Origin of the sequence: Kitasatospora sp. NPDC048715 (assembly GCF_043198905.1) — a bacterium.
Classification (GTDB): domain Bacteria; phylum Actinomycetota; class Actinomycetes; order Streptomycetales; family Streptomycetaceae; genus Kitasatospora; species Kitasatospora lactacystinica.
In genome coordinates this window covers 194,233-212,769 of sequence record NZ_JBICVH010000022.1, presented here as the reverse complement: position 1 = coordinate 212,769, position 18,537 = coordinate 194,233, and the positions used below count along the sequence as shown (strand labels likewise).

Here is an 18,537-nt window from a genome sequence, read left to right as displayed (position 1 = left end):
GTCACCTGCGGCACACCCAGACGCTCCGCCAGCAGCGCCGGCAGCACACCCATCGTGCCGTCCGTCGACGCCATACCACCGATCACCAGATCGAAGCCGGTCTTCTCCAGCGCCTTCGCCAGGACCGCCGACGTCCCGATCACGTCCGTACCGTGAATGTCGTCGTCGTTCACGTGCACGGCCTTGTCCGCACCCATCGACAGCGCCTTGCGCAGCGCGTCCTTCGCGTCGTCCGGCCCCACCGTCAGCACCGTCACCTCGGCGCCCTCGTTCGCCTCCGCGATCCGCAGCGCCTGCTCCACGCCGTACTCGTCCAGCTCCGACAGCAGGCCGTCCACACCCTCCCGGTCGGTGGTGTGGTCGTCCGCGAAACGACGGTCACCCGTCGCGTCCGGGACGTGCTTCACACAGACGACGATCCTCAAGCTCATGAGCGGTTCTCCTGTCACGGGTGCACGGGTGCACTGGATCCATGGCCTCAGGCATGCCGAGGGTACTGAGTGCCAAGTCCGGCCCGGCGCGGCCCGCGCACCGCAAGCACCACCTGGACCGGCATACCGTGTCGGCTCTCTTCGACTGGCGTCAGAGGCTCCACGGAGAGAATACGGCACTCAGTACCCCTGGTAAAGGAACTCAGTACCCTTCCCGGCTCCGGGGGCCGGCCGGCGGCGCGGGAAGCGGACACAAGGTTTCCGCAAGCACCGACCAGATCGCGTCATGGAATCCGCCAGACACCCCGGGGACCATCGACCCCGGGGCCCGCGAACGGCCCCGAACCTGGGATCAAGGAGGGGGAGAAGGATGACCTTGGTGCACGGGGAACAGGACATCACCACGACGGACGGAACGCGCCGGACGCCGGCGCCCTGGAGCAACAACGGGCCATGGGAAACCCTGCGGGACCGCAAGGAGGTGCTCGTGGTCGCACAGACCATGGTGTACGCCAAGCGGCTGCACGACTTCTACTCGCTGCTCGCCCCGGACCTGCGGGTCCACGTGCAGTTCACGGTGGCACCGCACATGTTCAACGGGGGCGCCGCGGAGATCCTCCGGGCGCTGGGCGGCACCGTACTGCCGTGGGAGCAGGCGGTCCGGCGCGAGTTCGACCTGATCCTGGCCGCCGGCTCCCAGGGGATCGAGCAGCTGCACGGCCCGGTCGTCCGGCTGCCGCACGGGGCCGGCAACATCAAACTGGCCCGGCGCAGCGCCCCGGACGGCGAGCGGGCGGCCATCGGGCTCGGCCGGGACTACCTCTACTGGGAGGGACGGCTCGTCCCCACCTCGTTCGCCCTGGCCCACGAGGAGGAACTGCTCGAACTCCGGCGCGGCTGCCCGGACGCCCTGCCGATCGCCGAAGTGGTCGGCGACCCGTGCTACGACCGCATCTCCGCGGCACTGCCGCACCGGGAGGACCACCGGAGCGCCCTGGGGCTGCGGCCGGACGAGAAGCTGGTGCTGGTCTCCTCCACCTGGGGCGACGGCTCGCTCTTCACCCGGCTCGACGCCGTGCTGCCCAGACTGACCTCGGAACTGCCCCGGCACGGCTACCGGGCCGTCCTGCTGCCCCACCCCAACATCGCGGCCCAGCACTCGGCCTACGCGGTGCGCTCCTGGGCGAAGGCCACCACCCGGGGAGCCGTCACGGTGATCCCGCCCGAGACGGACTGGCGGCCGCTGCTGGTCGCCGCCGACTTCGTCATCGGGGACCACGGCTCGGTCACCCTGTACGGCGCGATGACCGGCGTCCCCGTCCTGCTCGCCGAGTACCCGCACCGGCACGTCAACCCGCGCTCGCCGGCCGCGCAGCTCGCCCGGACCGCCCCCGCGCTCGCCCCCGGACACCCGCTCACCGACCAACTCGCCTACGCCGCCGAGCAGTACCGCCCGGAGGATTACGCGGCCATCGCCGACCGGATCAGCTCCGAACCGGGCCGATTCGACCGCAACGCCCGCCGGCTGCTGTACCGCGTCCTCGGGCTCGGCCAGCCGGCGCACACCCCGGATCCGGAACCGCTCCCGCTGCCCGAACCGCTGGACGCGATCGCGGCGGCCGACGCGCGGCGGGCCGGATGACCGCCGCGCTGCACACGGTGCGCCTGGCGCCGGTCCGCCCCGGCGCGCACGACGGCTCCGCGACCACGCTGTTCGAGGCCCGGGTGACGTCCACCGCCGGTGTCCGCCACGGACTGCTGGCCGCCGACCCGGCGGCCACGGCGGCGGCGGAGCGGCCGGGGCCCGGGTTCGTGGACGAGCACCTCGTGCTCGACCTCACCGAGCCCGGCGGCCTGCGCTGGCGCCGGCACGCCGACGTGCTGCACCTCGGTCCCGTTCCGGCGGCGGACGCCCACGCGCGGCTCGCGGGACTGCTCTCCGCGCACCCCGGGTGTGCGGTGGCCACGGCCGAACACCGTCCGGGAGCGGTGCTGGTGCTCGCCCGGACCGGGGAACGGCTCGTCCTGCGGGCCTCCGGTCCGGGCGGCGGGCCCGTCCCGCCGCCGGCCCTCGGCTCGCTGGCGCACGCCTGGCTGGCGGCCGGACGGACGCTGGACGAACTCGACCGGGTCAGCGCCGCCGGGTGCCGCACCCCGGGCTCCGGGTGGAACCGGCTCACGCCTCCGGTTCGCCCGGACAGGGAGTGACGGCGCCGTCCACACCGTACGCGGCGAGGCGGCCGGCCAGTCTGGCCGCCTCGGCCGCGGCACCGACCTCCTGGTACCGGGCCCTGGACTGCTCGAACCGGGCCCGCGCCGCGTCCGGCCGGCCGCGCAGCTCCTCGACCTGCCCGGCGAACTCCAGCGTCCGCGCCTCCCAGTGCGCGGACAGCCGGGCCCGGAACCCCGCCAGAGCCTCCTCCAGATGGGCCTCGGCACGCTCGTACGCACCCAGCCGGCCGTGCGCCAGGCCCAGGAAGGCCGTCGCGCGGGCCGCCTCGTAGTCGTCCTCGATCGAGGCCAGCTCGCGGCCCGCCCGCTCGACCGGCTCCACCGCCTCGGCCGCCCGGCCGGCCAGCAGCAGCACCTCGCCGTACGCCAGCCGGGCCAGCGCCGAACCGCGCAGGTAGTCCTCGGCCTCGCGGAGCCGGACCACCTCGTGCAGGCACTCTGCGGCCGCGTCCAGCCGGCCGGCCATCCGGTGGGTCTGGCTGAGCCCGTACAGCGCGTCCGCCTGCACCAGCGGACGGCCCAGCTCCCGGGCGAGGACGAGGGCTTCGCTGAACCAGCGCGCCGCCTCCTCCCCCTCCCCCGCGTTCCGCAGTCCGTTCCCGCCGTCCGTCAGCATCCGCAGCTCGCCGCTGCGGGAACCGGCCGCCCGGGCCGCGTCCAGGCCGATCCGGGTCGCCTCGACCCACAGCCGGGCCGGGCGCAGCCGCAGGAACAACGGCCACATGGCGTCCGCGAGTTGCCACGCCGCCGCGGGGCGGTCCAGCTCCCCGCACCAGCGCAGGACGCCCGCCAGCCGGTCGCGTTCCGCGTCGTACCACTCCAGGGCCGGGACGTCGCCCCCGAACTCCCGCGCCGGATGGACCGGGCGGCTGCGGTAGTCGCGGGCGAGGGTGCGGTGGGTCGGCGAGACGACCGCCTCGGCGGCCGTGGCCGAGGCGAGGTACCAGTCGACGAGCCGGTCCAGCGCGGCCCCGGTGGACCCGGCCGCCCGGACCCGCGCCCCGTGCGCCCGGGCGTGCAGCCGCACCAGGTCGTGGAAGCGGAACCGCTCCGGCCCGGTCTCCTCCAGCAGGTGCACATCGATCAGACCGTCCAGCAGCCGATCGGCCCCGGCCACGTCCACGTCCGCCAGCACGGCGGCGTTCTCCAGGGTGAACTCGGCGAAGGGCAGCAGGCCCAGCAGCCCGTAGAGCCGGGCGGCCTCCGCTTCCAGCACGCCGTAGGACGCGTCCAGCAGGTCCCGCACCGTCTCCCCCTCCACGTTCAGCACCGCCAGCCGGTCGGTGCCGCGGCCGAGCATCTCGGCCGTCGCCGCGAGCGACTGGGCCGGGCGCGCCGCTATGCGGGCCGCCGCCAGGCAGATCGCCAGCGGCAGCCCGGCACAGGCCTCCACCACCTCGGCCGCGGCGGCGCGCTCGTCGACCACCCGGTGCCTGCCGACCCGCGCGGCGAGGATCTCGGTGGAGGCCTCCCGGGCGAGCGGGCCCAACGGCCGGAACACCGCACCGTCGATGCCCAGCCCGGTGAGCCGGCGGCGGCTCGTCACCACGACCACCGTGTGGTCCGAGCCGGGCAGCAGCGGCCGCACCTGGGCGGCCGTCGAGGCGTTGTCCAGCAGCACCGCGATCCGCCGCTCCGCCGCCAGCGAGCGCCAGAGCGCGGCCCCCTCCTCCAGGCTCCCGGGCACCGGGGAGATCCCGAAGGCCCGCAGGAAGCCGCCGAGGGCCTCGGCCGGGTCGGCGGGGCCACCGGGCGCGTAGCCGCGCAGGTCCGCGTACAGCTGGCCGTCCGGGAAGCGGCCGGCCTGGCCGCGCAGCCACTGCGCGGCCAGGGCCGTCTTGCCGACCCCGGCGGGGCCGGTCACCACGAGGGTGACGTCCGCCGCCCCGGCGTCGGGGGCCAGCGAGAGGTCCAGCGCCTCCAGGTCCGCCTCCCGCCCGATCAACCGCCGAGGACAGGGCGGGAGTTGCCTGGGCGTGGGCAGGGCGGACGCGCCGTGCAGGTGCAGCCCGCCATGGATCGTTCCGGCCTGCACCACCGGACCGGCGACCGTCGTGGCACCGGCCAGCGAGTTCCGCACCACTCCGTACGGCAGGTTGACGTCGTTCACCGGCGCCCGCCGACCACGGTCGATCCTGTCACTGGGCCCCCCGGCCTCGGACGAATTACCCCTGCGGCGCTATCACATGACGCTTCGTCATGTCGAGACAATTCCCAAAAGCATGGGCACCGAACCCTGCGGTGGTATGGCCGATTACCTCACGTGCATGCGATGCTCACCCGCGACACGGCAAGCTGGTAGCCAACCGGCGGGGGGCGTCAAGATGCGGGTTCATCTCCTGGGTTCAGTTGAACTGTCGGTAAACACTGAGCAATTGGCGATCCCATCGGACAAGCGACGACAGTTACTGGCGGCCTTGGCCCTGGAGGTCGGAAGGCCGCTGTCCCACACGTCACTCGCGGACCGGCTGTGGGACGACGAACCGCCTCCCAGCGCGCTGGCCAGCCTGTACAGCCATATCTCCCACCTTCGTGCCCTGTTGAGACGGGCAACCCGGTTCGCCGGGGGGCAAAGCCCGTCGGACGCCCCCGCGATCGACACCCGATCGCACACGTACACCCTCAGGGCCGACCCCCAACTGATTGACTGGCATCAGTATCTGGACCTCACCCGACAGGCCAGACTCCTCGCCGAGAACGGGCAGGATCACCAGGCCAGAACCGTACTGAACCGAACCGAGGAGCTCTGGTGCGGTGAACCGCTCGCCGGGCTTCCGGGCACCTGGGCCCAGACCGCCCGCACCGCCATGGCCGACCAGCACTTCACCACCACGCTGCTGAGGGTCGAGGTCGACCTACGCCTCGGCCGGCACCACGAGTTGATCCCCGAGCTCACCGCGCTGCGCGAGGACCGTCCCACCGACGAACGCCTTGCCGGGCACCTGATGACCGCCCTTCACGCCGCCGGCCGACAAGCGGAGGCGCTGGCCGTCTACCCCGCCGTCGTCCGCCTGCTTCACGCCCACTTCGCCACCGAGCCCGGTGGCCCGCTCACCCGCCTGCATCAGCGCATGCTGCGTGGCGAACCGCTCCCCGGTGAACGGGGGCGAGCCGTGATCACTCCACCCCCCTCACTGGCTCCGGCCCCTCGCGCGACACCTCCGGCGCGGGTGCCCGGACGGCACCGCATGGTCGGCAGGGAGGAGGACCTGCGCCGGGTGCTGCCCCGCCCCCACGACCGGCTCGCCCACGGCGGCGTCGTCACCGTCTCCGCGATCCTCGGCATGCCGGGGGTCGGCAAGACCACCCTGGCCCTGCACGCCGCCGACCTGATGTGCGAGTACTTCCCGGACGGCTACGTCTACCTCAACCTGCGCGCCCACGTCGGCAACCAGCCGCCGCTCACCCCGCAGGCAGCGGGCGCCCTCCTGCTCAGACGCCTGGGTGTTCCGGCCACCACCATCCCGCTCGACGCGGAGGAGGTCTTCGCACTGTGCGTGGAGGCCCTGTCCTCGCGTCGGGCCGTCGTCATCCTCGACGACGCCTCGAATGCCACTCAAGTCCGCCCGCTGCTGCCGCCCGCACCGACCGCCCTGGTCATCATCACCAGCCGTCAGCGCCTCACCGACCTCCCGGACGCCAAGACGGTGTTCCTGGACGTCCTGACGGTGGATGACGCCGTCGCCCTGTTCCTGAACGTGGTCGGCCCGGAGCGCGCGGTGGAGCGGGAACACATCATCGAGATCGTGAAGCTCTGCGGCCTGCTTCCACTCGCCATCGCACTGGCCGCCAGCCGCTTCAAGGCACGCCCGTCCTGGACGCTCCCCCATCTCGCGCGGCGGCTGGCCCGCAAGAACGGACGCCTTGCCGAATTCCGCAATGGGTCGGAGAGCATCGCCCGGGTGTTCGAGCTCTCCTACCGCTATCTCCCGCCGAGCGAGCGCTCGGCCTTCCGGCTGCTCGGGCTCCATCCGGGCCCGGACTTCGGGCTCCACGCGGCAGCCGCGTTGCTCGGGCGGCCGGTCGACGTGACCGACCGCATTCTCGAGGCGCTGTTGAACTGCCATCTGATCCAGGAGATCTCACCGGAGCGCTACCAGTTCCATGACTTGATCAGGGAATTCGCCACCGCTCTGGACCCGGGCGAGGAGCAACGGGCGGCGGCCGTCAACCGGCTGTTCCGCTACGCTCTCCACGCAGCTGACGCCGCGGACCGCATCCTCTATCCGCGGCGTTCGAGACTGCCGGTTCCCGAGCCCGTCGGCGGGCCCGACCTGGCCGACCTGCTGACGGACCTCGCCCTGGACTCCCGCGAGTCGGTGAAGGCCTGGCTGACCGCGGAACGTCCGGGTCTGCTGGCCCTGGTGGCGAACTCCGGGGAGCTCGGATTCCCCGAGAGCGGCGCCTGGATCTCCCATGTGCTGGCCGGCCACCTCGAAGCCGAGGCCTACTGGAGCGACGCCCATGACATGCACCGGACGGCCGCAGCCCACTGGCGATCCGTCGAGAACGACCGCTGCGAGGCGCGGGCACTGATCGACCTCGGCGCGACGCTCGCCAACGCGTCCCGCTATCCGTCCGCCGTCGAAGCACTGTCGCACGGCCTGGACCTGGCCCGGGCGGAGGACGACCGGGATGCCGTCGCCAACGCACTCGGGATCCTCGGCCTCGCCCGATGGCACCAAGGGGCGCTGTCCGAGGCCCTGGCTCATCAGGAGGAGGCACTGGGCATCCGCCGGGAGACCGGCGACCACTGGAACGCCGCCCGCTGCCTCGCGAACGTCGGCATCGTGCACAGCTCTCTGGGCAACGCGGAATCCGCGCTGTCGGCCTACAGCAACGCCCTCCCGCTCGCCCGCGACTTCAACGACCGGCCGTTCGAGTTGCGCATCCTCAACAACATCGGCGACCTCCACCTCGGAGCCCGGAACCTCCTCGCGGCCCGATCGGCCTTCGAGCTGGTCCTCAGCCTCGGGAGTGGCCACCTGCCCCAGTTCGACCTCGCCATCGTGAAGATCAATCTGGCGGCCTCACTCTCGATCCCCGGAGAGCTCGACCGCGCCCTGGAGCTGTACGGGTCGGCCCTCACGACCTTCCGGGAGAGCGGTGGCGTGCGAACCGAGGTGAACGCCCTGATCGCCCTCGCGGACACCCTCCGCGCGGCCGGGCGCCACACGGACGCCCGCGACCAGTACACCACCGCACTGGGCCTCGCACGCTCCGTCGGAACCACCCGCGAGCAGGCCATCGCCCTCCGCGGGCTGGGTCTGTGCTCGGACGCGCTCGGCCTGCCCGACGAGGCTGCCGAGCACCTGGCGACGGCCGCCCACCTCGCCGAGCGGATCCACGCGGTCGAGGAGGCCACCCGAGCCAGGGAGGCACTCGCCGAGATCCGCGACCGCCAGGACCGATGCTCCTCGTGACGGAGTACCCCTCGCCCCACAGCTGTCATACATATGACTACCAGTCAAGAGGCCTGCTGCGCAAGCGACTTGATTGACACAGGTGTCTCCTGATGCACTGGTGTTCCGAAGGGGAACGCCCCTTCGAGCACAGCCGAAGGAGAACGACAACCTTGCACCACGCAACATCACCCCGGGTACGTTCGACCTCTCGCACGAGGGCCTCGTTCGACCACAACCACAACCACAACCAGGACGGCTCGTCGTCGTGCGTGGAGTGGTTGCCCATCTGGTGTGCACTGCCCCGGGGCGCCAGCGGCACGCTCCCCAGCTGCTGATGTGAGCGACCCTCCCGCCCTCGTGCCCGCGCACGAGGGCGGGAGGGCGCGGGAAGACCGGGTCGCGCGTACCGGACCGTACGAACCACCGGTCAGGGCCTGCTGCGGACCAACGTCACGGCCGCCTCTCCCGTGTACACCCGGAACGTCAGCGTCTCCTGAAGGTAGAGCTGAATCGTTTCGGCATCGTGGGAGAGGTAGCCCACAGAGGCGTCCTGGCCAAGGAACAGCTCGAAGTCCCCGCCGCGGGCGGAGAGCAGGTAGGCGCCTTCGATGGCCGGGGCCCAGATGATGTCCCCGTCGAGGAGGCGGGCGATGTGGTTGTGGACGGGGTAGCCGTGGTCGCTGGTCTCGTTGACCGCGGTGAAGGCGTCCGCGCCGAGCAGGAGTGAGTACGGGCCGCCGACGCCGGCGAGGCGGAGGGCGGTGAGCCCGCGACTGACGGCCTCGGGGTACTCCCTGACGTCCAGCGGGAGTTGGACCGCAGGGTTGGTGGAGGCGGCGCGGATGCCGTCGATGCCGGCGGCGCGGTAGCCCTCGAAGACGGCGCGGTCCTCGGCCAGGGCGAGCTTGCGACCGGCGTCCTTGACGGGCTGCCAGTCGGAGTCCCGGGAGCCGCGTTCGACGTCGTCCACGGCGTCGCGGCGGACGGTGAAGGGGACGCGCAGCTCGACCACCGGCTGGGCGGCGCGGGCGCGGGCCTGGATGCCGTCGGTCGGGGGGTCGATGGCGGTCAGGTGGCCGGTGCCGACGGCCGCGAGGGTGGCGCCCTCGGGGCCGTTGAGGTCGACCACCCGGCGGCCGGCGATGTGGAGCTTGAAGGTCTGGCGGGCCTCCTCCTCGATCTCCTCCCACGCGGCGGCGGAGATCGGGGCGAGGTCCCGGTGGAGGTTGTTCATGTGCGGGGTCCTGTTCAGGTGGTCCGTCAGGGCGTCAGGTGGTCCGTCAGGGGGTCTGCTTGAGGCTTCCGATGCCGAGCGAGCCGTCCCCGGAACCGGCCACGGGAACGGGGACGGCTGCGGATACAGGGACTGCCACGGGAACGGCCGCAGGGACGGGGACGGACGCGGAAGCAGCCGGCGCCGGTGGCGGGGAGTCGAGGAAGTCGGCGGTCGGGACGAAGAACAGCCCGCCGGTGACGGCGGTGGAGAAGTCGAGCAGCCGGTCGGTGGTGCCGGGCGGGTTGCCGATGAACATGTTGCGCAGCATCTCCTCGGTCACCCCGGGGTCGGCCGCGTAGCCGATGAAGTAGGTGCCGACCTCGCCGTCGCGGCCGGCGGAGCCGAAGGTGCCGTACGGCATGTTGAAGCGGACGATCTGCCGTTCCTCGCCGTCCGGCCCGGTGATCACGGTGAGCGCCACGTGCGAGTCGGCGGGTTTGGCGTCGTCGGACAGCTCGATGTCGTCGAGCTTGGTGCGGCCGACCGCCCCCTCCTGCTGCTCGACGCTCAGCGCGTTCCAGGTGTCCATGTCGTGCACGTAGCGCTGCACGACGACGTAGCTGCCGCCGGTGAACTCCGGGTCCTCGGCGCCGATCAGGGCCGCGCGTTCGGCGGCCCGGCCCTCCGGGTTCTCGGTGCCGTCGACGAAGCCGAGCAGGTCCCGGTCCTCGAAGTACTTGAAGCCCTGGACGGAGTCGACGACGGCGGCCGCCCCGGCGAGCCGTTCGGTGAGTTTCGCGGCCAGTTCGAAGCAGAGGTCCATCCGTTCGGCCCGCAGGTGCAGCAGCAGGTCGCCGGGGGTGGCCGGGGCCCGGTGGCGGGGGCCGGCCACGTCCCGGAAGGGGTGCAGGGCGGACGGGCGGGGGCCGGCGAAGAGGCGGTCCCAGAGTTCGGAGCCGATGCCGGTGACGCAGGTGAGGGCGCCCTCGGGGGCGCGGAAGCCGACGGCGCGGCGCAGTCCGGCGAGCTCGGGCAGCAGGTCGCGGACGGCGTCCTCGCGGCCGGGTTCGACGGTGAGGACCAGGAAGACGGCCGCGCTGGTCAGTGGGGAGAGCACGGCTTGCGGTTCGGTCTGCATGGTCGTGACCTCTCTCAGGACGCCCGGGAGGCGTCCCACTCGGCGCGGTAGTCGGCGAAGATCCGCTGGAGGTGGTGTCCGATCTTCAGGTAGTCGAGGTCGTCCAGGTTCGCGAGCGAGACCCGCACGGACCACTCGGGCCCGTCGAAGCCGCCGCCGTTGAGCAGCACCACACCGGTCTGCTCGGCGAGCCGGAACAGCGGCTCGGTGGGCTCGTAGTTCTTCTCCAGGAAGGTCGCGAAGTCCTTGCCCGCGACCCGCTCGGCCTCGGCCAGCAGGTCGAGTTCGACGTAGTAGCCGGCCCGCCGGGGGTCGTCCGAGATCTTCATCCCGGACCCCTCCAGCAGCAGGCCGAGCCGTCGGCGGACGATGCCCTGCACCCGCGCCTTGTACGCCTTGCCCTCGGGCAGCAGCGCGAACAGCGAGAAGAGCACCATCTGGACCTGCTGCGGCAGGCTGAGACCGGCGGTGTGGTTGAGCGCGACCTGTCGGGAGTCGGCGACCAGCCGGTCGATGAAGCGGATCCGTTCGGGTTCCAGGCTCAGGCTGCCGTACCGCTTGGCGAGGCGCTCCTTCTGTTCCGCCGGGAGGGCGGCGATCATCTCGTCGATCACGTTGTCCCGGTCCAGGCCGATCACCCCGAGGCGGTGGCCGGTGGCGCCGTAGTGCTTGGAGTAGGAGTAGACGAGCAGGGTGTTGCGGGGCAGCTCGGCGGCCAGGCTGCGGAAGCCGTCGACGAAGGTGCCGTAGACGTCGTCGGTGACGATCACCAGGTTGGGGTTGGCGGTGGCCACGATCTCCTTGATCTGGTCGGTGACCTGCCGGGACAGCGCCAGGGAGGGCGGGTTGCTCGGGTTGACCAGGCAGACCAGCCTGATCCCGGGGTCGGCCAGCTTGGCGACCTCCTCGGCCGGGTAGCGCCATGCCCGCACCCCGGTCTCGACCAGCTTGTCGGCCTGGATCTCGACCACCTCGAAGTCGTAGGTGTCCAGCTCGGGGATCTCGATGTACGGGGTGAACACCGGCACCATCAGGGCGACCCTGTCGCCCCGGTGCAGCAGGCCGTTCTTCATCAGCGAGTCGAAGACGTAGCACATCGCGGCGGTGCCGCCCTCGGTGGCGAACAGCTCGGGCTGCAGCGGTGACGCGGGCCGGCGGTCCATCAGCTCCTCCTGGAGGTAGCCGCGGACGATCTGCTCGGCGTGCACCAGCATCCGGTCGGGCACGGGGTAGTTGTCGCCGATGCTCGCGTCGGCGAGCTCGTGGAGGAAGTCCTCGCGCTCGAACCCGAAGCGGTCCACGGCGAGTTCGACGCTGCGCCGGAGCAGTTCGATGCCGGGCAGCTCGGGGTGGCTGCGGACGAAGGCGTCGAAGCGGCCGGCGATGCCGGACCGCTCCGGCATGCCGCCGAGGTCGTCGGCGGTCCAGACCCGGCGGCTCTCCCCCAGCGCGAAGTGGCCGAGCGCGAGGCAGGCCTCGCGGGGGCCGGTGCAGATCCAGTTCGGGTTGCCGCGGCCGGCGTTGAGCATGTGGGCGGTGGACGTGTCCTTCTGCCCGGGCTCGTTGCGCTGGTAGGCCTCGGCGAGCCGGACGAACTCGGCCTTGAGCTCGAAGGGGCTGAGCCGGGCCAGTCGGCGGATCTCCTCGCGGCCGATGCTGGGCTTCGTCATGGCGTTCTCGACTCTCCTCGGGGAGGGCGGGCGGCTGGGGCGTGTCCTGCGGGTCCTGCCGGCGCACCCGGCACAAGGTCCCGCAGGGCACACCTTTGCTGACGGATCGTCATGTCAGGCCCCCAGCATGCCGACCAGGATCGGTCCGGTGAGCGGGAGCAGGAAGTTGGAGATGGTGTAGGTGATCGTGTAGCCGAGCATCGGGATGCTGCTCCGGGCGACGTTGGTGACGGTGGTGATCGCCGGGGTGCTGCACTGCTGGCCGGCGATGGCGCCGACCAGGATCGGCGGCTCGATCTTCAGCAGCTTGCGGCCGACGAACAGCGAGAGCACCGCCGGGACGGTGACCATGAGGATGCCGGAGAGCGGCAGCAGCACCGGGTGGTCCTTGAGCAGTGCGGCCGCGTCGGGGCCGGCGGCCAGGCCGGTGACCGCGATGAAGACGGAGAGCCCGAGGTCCTTGGCGGTCTGCGCGGCGACCGGCGGGTAGGCGCCGAAGGTGGGCCGCTGGGCCCGGACCCAGCCGAAGACCAGGCCGGAGACGAGGCAGCCGCCACCGGTGCCGAGCGAGAGCGCGGCGTCCCCGGCGTGCACGGTGATCAGTCCGATCAGCACGCCGACGCAGATGCCGAGGCTGATGTAGATGTAGTCGATGGCGTCCTTGCTGATGCTGACGCCGGCCTTGGCGGCGAACCGGTCGACGGCCGAGCGGGCGCCGGTGACGGTCACGGTGTCGCCGCGGTGCAGTTCGGTGTCGGTGATCGCGGGCAGGTGCTGGTCGACCCGCTGGACGTCGGTCAGGTAGATCCCGGAGGTCGCGGACGGCTGGTCCGCGGCCAGTTCCCCCGCCGTCCGGCCGACGAAGTCCTTGTTGGTGAGGACGATGTCGCGGACCACCAGCGGGCTGTCCAGGCCGGGCACGCCGGGGGTCTCCGGTCCCAGCTCGTGGCCGGTGTCGATGACCGCTTCGCGGCGGCCGACGAGCAGCACCCGGTCGCCGCGGCGCAGCCGGAAGTCCTGCTCGGGGTGGAGGGTGCGGCCGTCCCGCCGGACGCCCTCGACGGTGACCAGGCTCGGCCGGACCTCCTCGACCCGGGCGATGGTGGAGCCCTCGCCCTGGGAGACCAGGTAGGTGCGACCGACCAGTGGGGGCAGCGCGGGCTGCTCGTCGCCGGCCGGCGCGCCCTTGCCGCCGCGCAGCTTCTGCCACAGCTCGCGGGAGGCGTCGGGCAGCTTGATCCGCATGACCAGCGGGAAGATCTGGCTGGTCAGCAGCACGATGGAGACCAGGCCGAAGAGGTAGCAGACCGAGTAGGCGGCGGCCACGTGGTTCTGCAGTTGGGCGGACTGGTCGGCGCTGATGCCGGAGAGGTTGGAGATCGCCTCCTGCGCGGTGCCGACGACGGCCGACTCGGTGGCCGCTCCGGCGAGGATGCCGGCCGCGGTGCCGACGTCCAGGTCGAAGGCCGTGCCGATGCCGTAGGCCATCCCGACGACCAGCACCGCCTCCAGGACGCAGAGCACCGCGAAGCGCAGGCCCTTGGCGTTGAGGTTGGCGAAGAACTGGGGGCCGGCGATGTAGCCGAGCGAGAAGATGAACAGCGCGAAGGCGACGTTCTTGACGTCGGCGTTGACGCTGACGTGCCGGCTGCCGATCAGCATGGCGACGATCAGCGTGCCGCAGATGCCGCCGAGCCGGATCGGCCCGGCGCGCAGCCTGCCGAGCAGGTAGCCGAGCGTCAGGCAGGTGAACAGCGCGAGGACGGGGTTCTCCCGCAGCAGGCTCATGGCAGCCGCTCCCGGCGTGGCGCGGGGACGCCGGGCGGGGGATGGACCAGCACTGATCCGATCATGGGAATGATTACATCGCAAAGCGGACAATCCGGCACGGCCGGCGCACAGCCGAACGGCCCCACCGGGCGGACCGGACGGCCCCGCCGGAAGCCGTTCCGACGGGGCCGTTCGATGCGGGCCGTTCGACGCGGGCCGTTCGACGCGGACGGGCGGCCCTCCCCCGCGGACGTCGGACGGGTTCAGACCCGCAGCGCCGCCAGCTGCTCGGCGAACGGCACCACCTGTTCGGGCAGCTCCGGCGCCGCCGGGCCGCGCCCGGCCAGCAGCGCCGCCAGCTCCCCGGCCGCCCGGTCGATCCGGCGCGGCAGGCCGTCGGTGAGCCCGTCCCCCGCCGTGCCCCAGTCGTCGGTGGCCGCGTAGACGGCGGTCGGCAGCACCACCGCGCGCAGGTAGCTGAACAGCGGGCGGACGGCGTGCTCCAGGGCGAGCGAGTGCCGGGGCGTGCCGCCGGTGGCGGCGATCAGCACCGGCTTGCCGGTGAGCGCGTCGTTGTCGATCACGTCGAAGAAGGACTTGAACAGGCCGCTGTACGAGGCCGTGAAGATCGGCGTCACCGCGATCAGGGCGTCCGCCTCCGTCACCGCCTCGATCGCCGCGCGCAGCCCGGCGCCGGGGAAGCCGGTGACGAAGTTGTTGGCGATCTCCACCGCCAGGTCCCGCAGTTCGACCACGGTGACGTCCACCTCGCGGCCCTCCGGGGCGAGCCGGCGCACGGTCGAGTCGGTGAGCCGGTCCGCCAGCAGCCGCGTCGAGGACGGCTTGCTCAGTCCGGCGCTCACCACCACCAGCTTGTACGCGGTCACTTGGCCACCTCCGCCTTCTCGTTCTCCCGCGCGTCCCGGGCCGCGACCAGCGCGGCGTGGGTCGGCCCCTGCGGCACTCCGGCCGGGCGGCCCTTGGCGAACTCCTCGCGCAGCACCGGCACGACCTCCTCGCCGAGCAGGTCCAGCTGCTCCAGCACCGTCTTCAGCGGCAGGCCGGCGTGGTCCATCAGGAACAGCTGGCGCTGGTAGTCGCCGAAGGTCTCGCGGAAGGTCAGGGTCTTCTCGATGACCTCCTGGGGGCTGCCCACGGTCAGCGGGGTCTGCTCGGTGAACTCCTCCAGCGAGGGCCCGTGCCCGTAGACCGGCGCGTTGTCGAAGTACGGACGGAACTCGCGCACCGCGTCCTGGGAGTTCTTCCGCATGAACACCTGCCCGCCGAGGCCGACGATCGCCTGCTCGGGCGTGCCGTGGCCGTAGTGGGCGAAGCGCTCGCGGTAGAGGCTGATCAGCTTCTTGAAGTGCTCCTTGGGCCAGAAGATGTTGTTCGCGAAGAAGCCGTCCCCGTAGTAGGCGGCCTGCTCGGCGATCTCCGGGCTGCGGATCGAGCCGTGCCAGACGAACGGCGGGACGTCGTCCAGCGGGCGCGGGGTGGAGGTGAAGCCCTGCAGCGGGGTGCGGAAGCGGCCCTGCCAGTCCACGACCTCCTCGCGCCACAGCTGGTGCAGCAGCGCGTAGTTCTCGACCGCGAGCGGGATGCCCTGGCGGATGTCCTGGCCGAACCAGGGGTAGACCGGGCCGGTGTTGCCGCGGCCCATCATGACGTCCACCCGGCCCTCGGCCAGGTGCTGGAGCATCGCGAAGTCCTCGGCGATCTTCACCGGGTCGTTGGTGGTGATCAGCGTGGTCGAGGTGGAGAGGATGATGCGGTCGGTCTGCGCGGCGATGTAGCCGAGCATGGTCGTCGGCGAGGACGGGACGAACGGCGGGTTGTGGTGCTCGCCGGTCGCGAAGACGTCCAGGCCGACCTCCTCGGCCTTGCGGGCGATGGCCACCATCGCCTTGATCCGCTCGTGCTCGGTGGGGGTGCGACCGGTGGTGGGGTCGGTCGTCACGTCGCCGACGGAGAAGATTCCGAACTGCATGCTGCTCACCCGTCCCAGGTAGTCCAACTTTCAACCACCTTAGCACCCTGGTGCGGCTCGTTGTTCCCGCCGGCCCCGTTCCCGTCGGCCGGCACAGACCGCCGACCCCCGGCCGCGGAACGCGGACCCGCCCCGGGCGGGGCGCCGTAGCGCTCCGCCCGGGGCGGTCACCTGTCCGTTTGCCGTTCTCGGCTCACATTTCGCTCGTGACGCTCACCCCGCTGAAGCCCTGCTGGGCGTAGAGGCTGAAGAAGACGTACCCACCGGCCGGCGGGTCCGTGACGGTCAGCGTCTCGGAGTTGTCCGGGCCGGCCGAGTGCGTGGTGCTGCTCTCGGTGTACGCCCAGCCGGTCGGGTTGTAGTAGAGGTCGCCGTTGCCGGTGCCCCCGCTGGTGGTGATCTTCACCTGCTTGGTGCCGGCCGGCACCAGCAGGTAGAAGTGCGCGTAGTTGCCCGTGGTGGCCGCGACGTTGCTGCGGGTGCAGTTGGCGGCCAGCAGGCGGGTGTCGGTGGCGGTGCACTCGGGCAGCGGGGTGCCCGGCGTGGTGGGCGTGCCGCCCCCGTCGGTGGCGCAGGCGCCCGCGGCGCACCTGGTCAGCCAGCTGTCGAAGTCGGCGTCGTAGCGGGTGCCGATGGTGGTCTTCAGGATGGTGCGGGCACCGTTCCAGTCACCGGCGCGGTACTTGGCGAGGACCGCGTCCATGTCGGAGCGGTGCTGCTCCAGCATGTAGCGCACGGCCAGGTACCCCCAGCGGTACACCCGGTCCTGGTCCCCGTAGGCGGTGTCGAAGAGGTCGCTCAGCCGGTAGGTGTGGCGGCCGGCCGCCGCGATGGCCGCGTCGTTGTTGACCTTGCGGTACGACCAGGAGACGTACTCGGCGAAGCCCTCCACCCACCAGACGGTCGGGGTGGTCATGCCGGCCTCGAAGTCGCCGTACATGTCGAACCGGCCGTCGAGGTAGTGGGTGTACTCGTGGTTGAGGTTCCAGATCTCGAAGGACGGGCGGGCCCACTCGGCCTCGTAGCAGAGGAAGCGCGGCTGGTTGCCGACCGTCGCCGGCTCGCCCTCCAGGTACATGCCGCCGTTGTTGGTGTCGATGCCGTAGATCGCGGCGGCGAGCACCTGGTAGTCGAGCGAGGAGTGGAAGACCACGACCTCGATCGTGCTGTTGCCGTCGTCCTTGACCGGGCCGCTGTCCTTGGCCACCGTGTGGAAGAACGCGTCCTGGCCGTTCAGGCTGGTGCAGGCGGTGCCGACCTGGGTGCTGTCCAGCGCCTGGGCGAGGATCGTGATGCTCGGGCTGCAGGTGTGCTTCACGGTCAGCACGCCGGCCTTGAGCTGGTCGGCCTTGTTGCAGGTGCCGTAGTACGAGCAGTTGCCGGCGTCGTAGTAGTCGACGCCCTCGGCGACCGCGGCCCACTGGTAGACGGTGCGGCCCTTCGGCTCCGAGGTGCCGACCAGCCCCTTGGCGAGGGGGCGGACCTTGGCCTGGAGGGCCGTGTCCTTCAGGAAGCGGGTGAGCTCCTTGGTCGCGTTGTAGACCAGCACGCCGTAGGTGTCGCCGAGCAGGGCGTTGTTGCGGGTCGCGAAGTCGGACAGCGCGTCCAGCACGCTCGGGTCGGCCTCGACGGCGGCGTCGAAGCCGGGCACCTGGTGGCCGCGGAACAGCACGGTGAAGACCGGGTTGACCGCCCACGCCATGCCGGCCGGGTTCCAGGTGTCGGCCTTGTAGTCGCCCAGCAGCCGCTTGACGACCGGCAGGTAGCGGACGTTCTCCTGGGCGCTGTCGATCAGGGTGACGGCCTCACCCAGGATGGGCCCGTTGCCCGCCGCGACGTCGCGCGAGTGCGCGCTGTTGAAGAAGGCGTCCAGGCCGGACTGGATCGCGGTCTTGAGGCCGGCGCCGTACTCGCCGACGTCCTCCTTGTGGTACCACTGCGCGAAGTAGCCGGCGCGCAGGTAGAGCACCAGCTGCTCGACCGACGTGCTGTTGTCACCGGGGTAGTTGGCCGCCGCGTCGCGCAGCGCGTAGGCCACCGTGCTCATCTGCTCCTCGCGGAACGCGCCGCGCGCGTCGCCGCCGGTGAGCTGGAACAGGCTGTTGATGCACTGGATGTCGGCGTCCTTGATGTGCTGGACCAGGTCGCTGCCGGTCCGGCCGGAGAAGTCGCCGACGGTACAGGGCTTTTCGGCCGCCGCGCCGAGGCGCAGGGCCTTGGCGGTCGGCCGGACCTCGGCCGGCCGGGTGTCGACCGGGAGCGGGGCGCGCTGGTCGGCCGAGGCCAACTGCTGCCCGCTGTCGGCTCGTTCGGGGGCGCCGGTGGCGGGCTGCGGGGCCGGTCCGGTGGGGACGGGCGTGGGCGTGCCGCCGGGGGTGGGGGCGGCGGGAGCGGCCTGGGACTGCGGGGCGAACAGGCCGACCGCCAGGAACAGGGACAGGACGAGCGTCAGCAATCGTGCCAGCTGCGGGAGTCGCAGCAGACGTGAAGGACTCACGTGGGGGCCTCCGGGCCGTCGTCGGCCGCGATGTGGGGCGCGACCGGTGGGGGTGTCGAGGACCGCTGGTGACGGCGCCGCATGGGGGCGGTTCCGTCGGGCACGGTGGGGGATGTGACATGTACCATGGCACATCTCACATGGCCTTGGGAACCCGGGGCGTTGTGCGCAGTTTGCGGGGAATTCGG

12 protein-coding genes are annotated in these 18,537 nt (G+C 71.8%); 3 read left to right on the top strand and 9 right to left on the bottom strand.

What is annotated here, in order from left to right:
* The coding region (locus ACGFSC_RS35725) for an electron transfer flavoprotein subunit beta/FixA family protein (protein WP_380349375.1) at nucleotides 1-431 on the bottom strand (431 nt) is incomplete at its 3' end.
* Between the two features lie 370 nt (nucleotides 432-801).
* Between ACGFSC_RS35725 and ACGFSC_RS35720 the strand changes: the two genes are divergently transcribed.
* Together ACGFSC_RS35720 and ACGFSC_RS35715 are read left to right on the top strand one after the other, a co-directional pair.
* Nucleotides 802-2,073 carry a hypothetical protein gene (locus ACGFSC_RS35720; RefSeq protein ID WP_359912434.1) on the top strand — a complete coding sequence of 424 codons (1,272 nt, stop codon included), beginning with the start codon at nucleotides 802-804 and terminating at the stop codon, nucleotides 2,071-2,073.
* Nucleotides 2,070-2,639 carry a hypothetical protein gene (locus ACGFSC_RS35715; RefSeq protein WP_359912431.1) on the top strand — a complete coding sequence of 190 codons (570 nt, stop codon included), beginning with the start codon at nucleotides 2,070-2,072 and terminating at the stop codon, nucleotides 2,637-2,639. The genes ACGFSC_RS35720 and ACGFSC_RS35715 overlap by 4 nt, the downstream gene beginning before the upstream one ends.
* On the opposite strand, the gene ACGFSC_RS35710 is transcribed toward ACGFSC_RS35715, so the two are convergent.
* Nucleotides 2,608-4,773 carry a tetratricopeptide repeat protein gene (locus tag ACGFSC_RS35710; protein ID WP_359912428.1) on the bottom strand — a complete coding sequence of 722 codons (2,166 nt, stop codon included), beginning with the start codon at nucleotides 4,771-4,773 and terminating at the stop codon, nucleotides 2,608-2,610. The genes ACGFSC_RS35715 and ACGFSC_RS35710 overlap by 32 nt on opposite strands.
* Nucleotides 4,774-4,885: 112 nt before the next feature.
* Here ACGFSC_RS35710 and ACGFSC_RS35705 point away from each other — a divergent pair, with 112 nt between their 5' ends.
* The gene (locus ACGFSC_RS35705) at nucleotides 4,886-8,086 is read left to right on the top strand and encodes a BTAD domain-containing putative transcriptional regulator (RefSeq protein ID WP_359912425.1); all 3,201 of its coding nucleotides are present in this window, start codon (nucleotides 4,886-4,888) and stop codon (nucleotides 8,084-8,086) included.
* Nucleotides 8,087-8,495: 409 nt separating this feature from the next.
* Here the strand turns inward: ACGFSC_RS35705 and ACGFSC_RS35700 are convergent, their stop codons facing one another.
* The 7 genes from ACGFSC_RS35700 to ACGFSC_RS35670 all read right to left on the bottom strand — a co-directional run bounded on the left by ACGFSC_RS35700 (nucleotide 8,496) and on the right by ACGFSC_RS35670 (nucleotide 18,349).
* Nucleotides 8,496-9,302, bottom strand: a complete 807-nt coding sequence (locus tag ACGFSC_RS35700; RefSeq protein WP_359912422.1) for a family 1 encapsulin nanocompartment shell protein — start codon at nucleotides 9,300-9,302, stop codon at nucleotides 8,496-8,498.
* Nucleotides 9,303-9,348: 46 nt separating this feature from the next.
* The gene (locus ACGFSC_RS35695) at nucleotides 9,349-10,422 is read right to left on the bottom strand and encodes a Dyp-type peroxidase (protein WP_359912419.1); all 1,074 of its coding nucleotides are present in this window, start codon (nucleotides 10,420-10,422) and stop codon (nucleotides 9,349-9,351) included.
* Between the two features lie 14 nt (nucleotides 10,423-10,436).
* Nucleotides 10,437-12,092, bottom strand: coding sequence for a bifunctional aspartate transaminase/aspartate 4-decarboxylase (locus tag ACGFSC_RS35690; protein ID WP_359912416.1), 1,656 nt, complete (start codon nucleotides 12,090-12,092; stop codon nucleotides 10,437-10,439).
* Nucleotides 12,093-12,206: 114 nt separating this feature from the next.
* Nucleotides 12,207-13,880: an aspartate-alanine antiporter gene (gene aspT / locus ACGFSC_RS35685; protein ID WP_359912413.1), complete on the bottom strand. Its 1,674-nt coding sequence runs from the start codon at nucleotides 13,878-13,880 to the stop codon at nucleotides 12,207-12,209.
* Between the two features lie 245 nt (nucleotides 13,881-14,125).
* The gene (locus ACGFSC_RS35680; protein ID WP_359912410.1) at nucleotides 14,126-14,749 is read right to left on the bottom strand and encodes an FMN reductase; all 624 of its coding nucleotides are present in this window, start codon (nucleotides 14,747-14,749) and stop codon (nucleotides 14,126-14,128) included.
* A complete protein-coding gene (locus ACGFSC_RS35675; protein ID WP_359912407.1) occupies nucleotides 14,746-15,852 on the bottom strand; it encodes an LLM class flavin-dependent oxidoreductase in 1,107 nt (368 codons plus the stop codon). The genes ACGFSC_RS35680 and ACGFSC_RS35675 overlap by 4 nt, the downstream gene beginning before the upstream one ends.
* 193 nt (nucleotides 15,853-16,045) lie before the next feature.
* The gene (locus ACGFSC_RS35670) at nucleotides 16,046-18,349 is read right to left on the bottom strand and encodes a M9 family metallopeptidase (RefSeq protein WP_359912404.1); all 2,304 of its coding nucleotides are present in this window, start codon (nucleotides 18,347-18,349) and stop codon (nucleotides 16,046-16,048) included.
* Nucleotides 18,350-18,537: the final 188 nt, after the last annotated feature.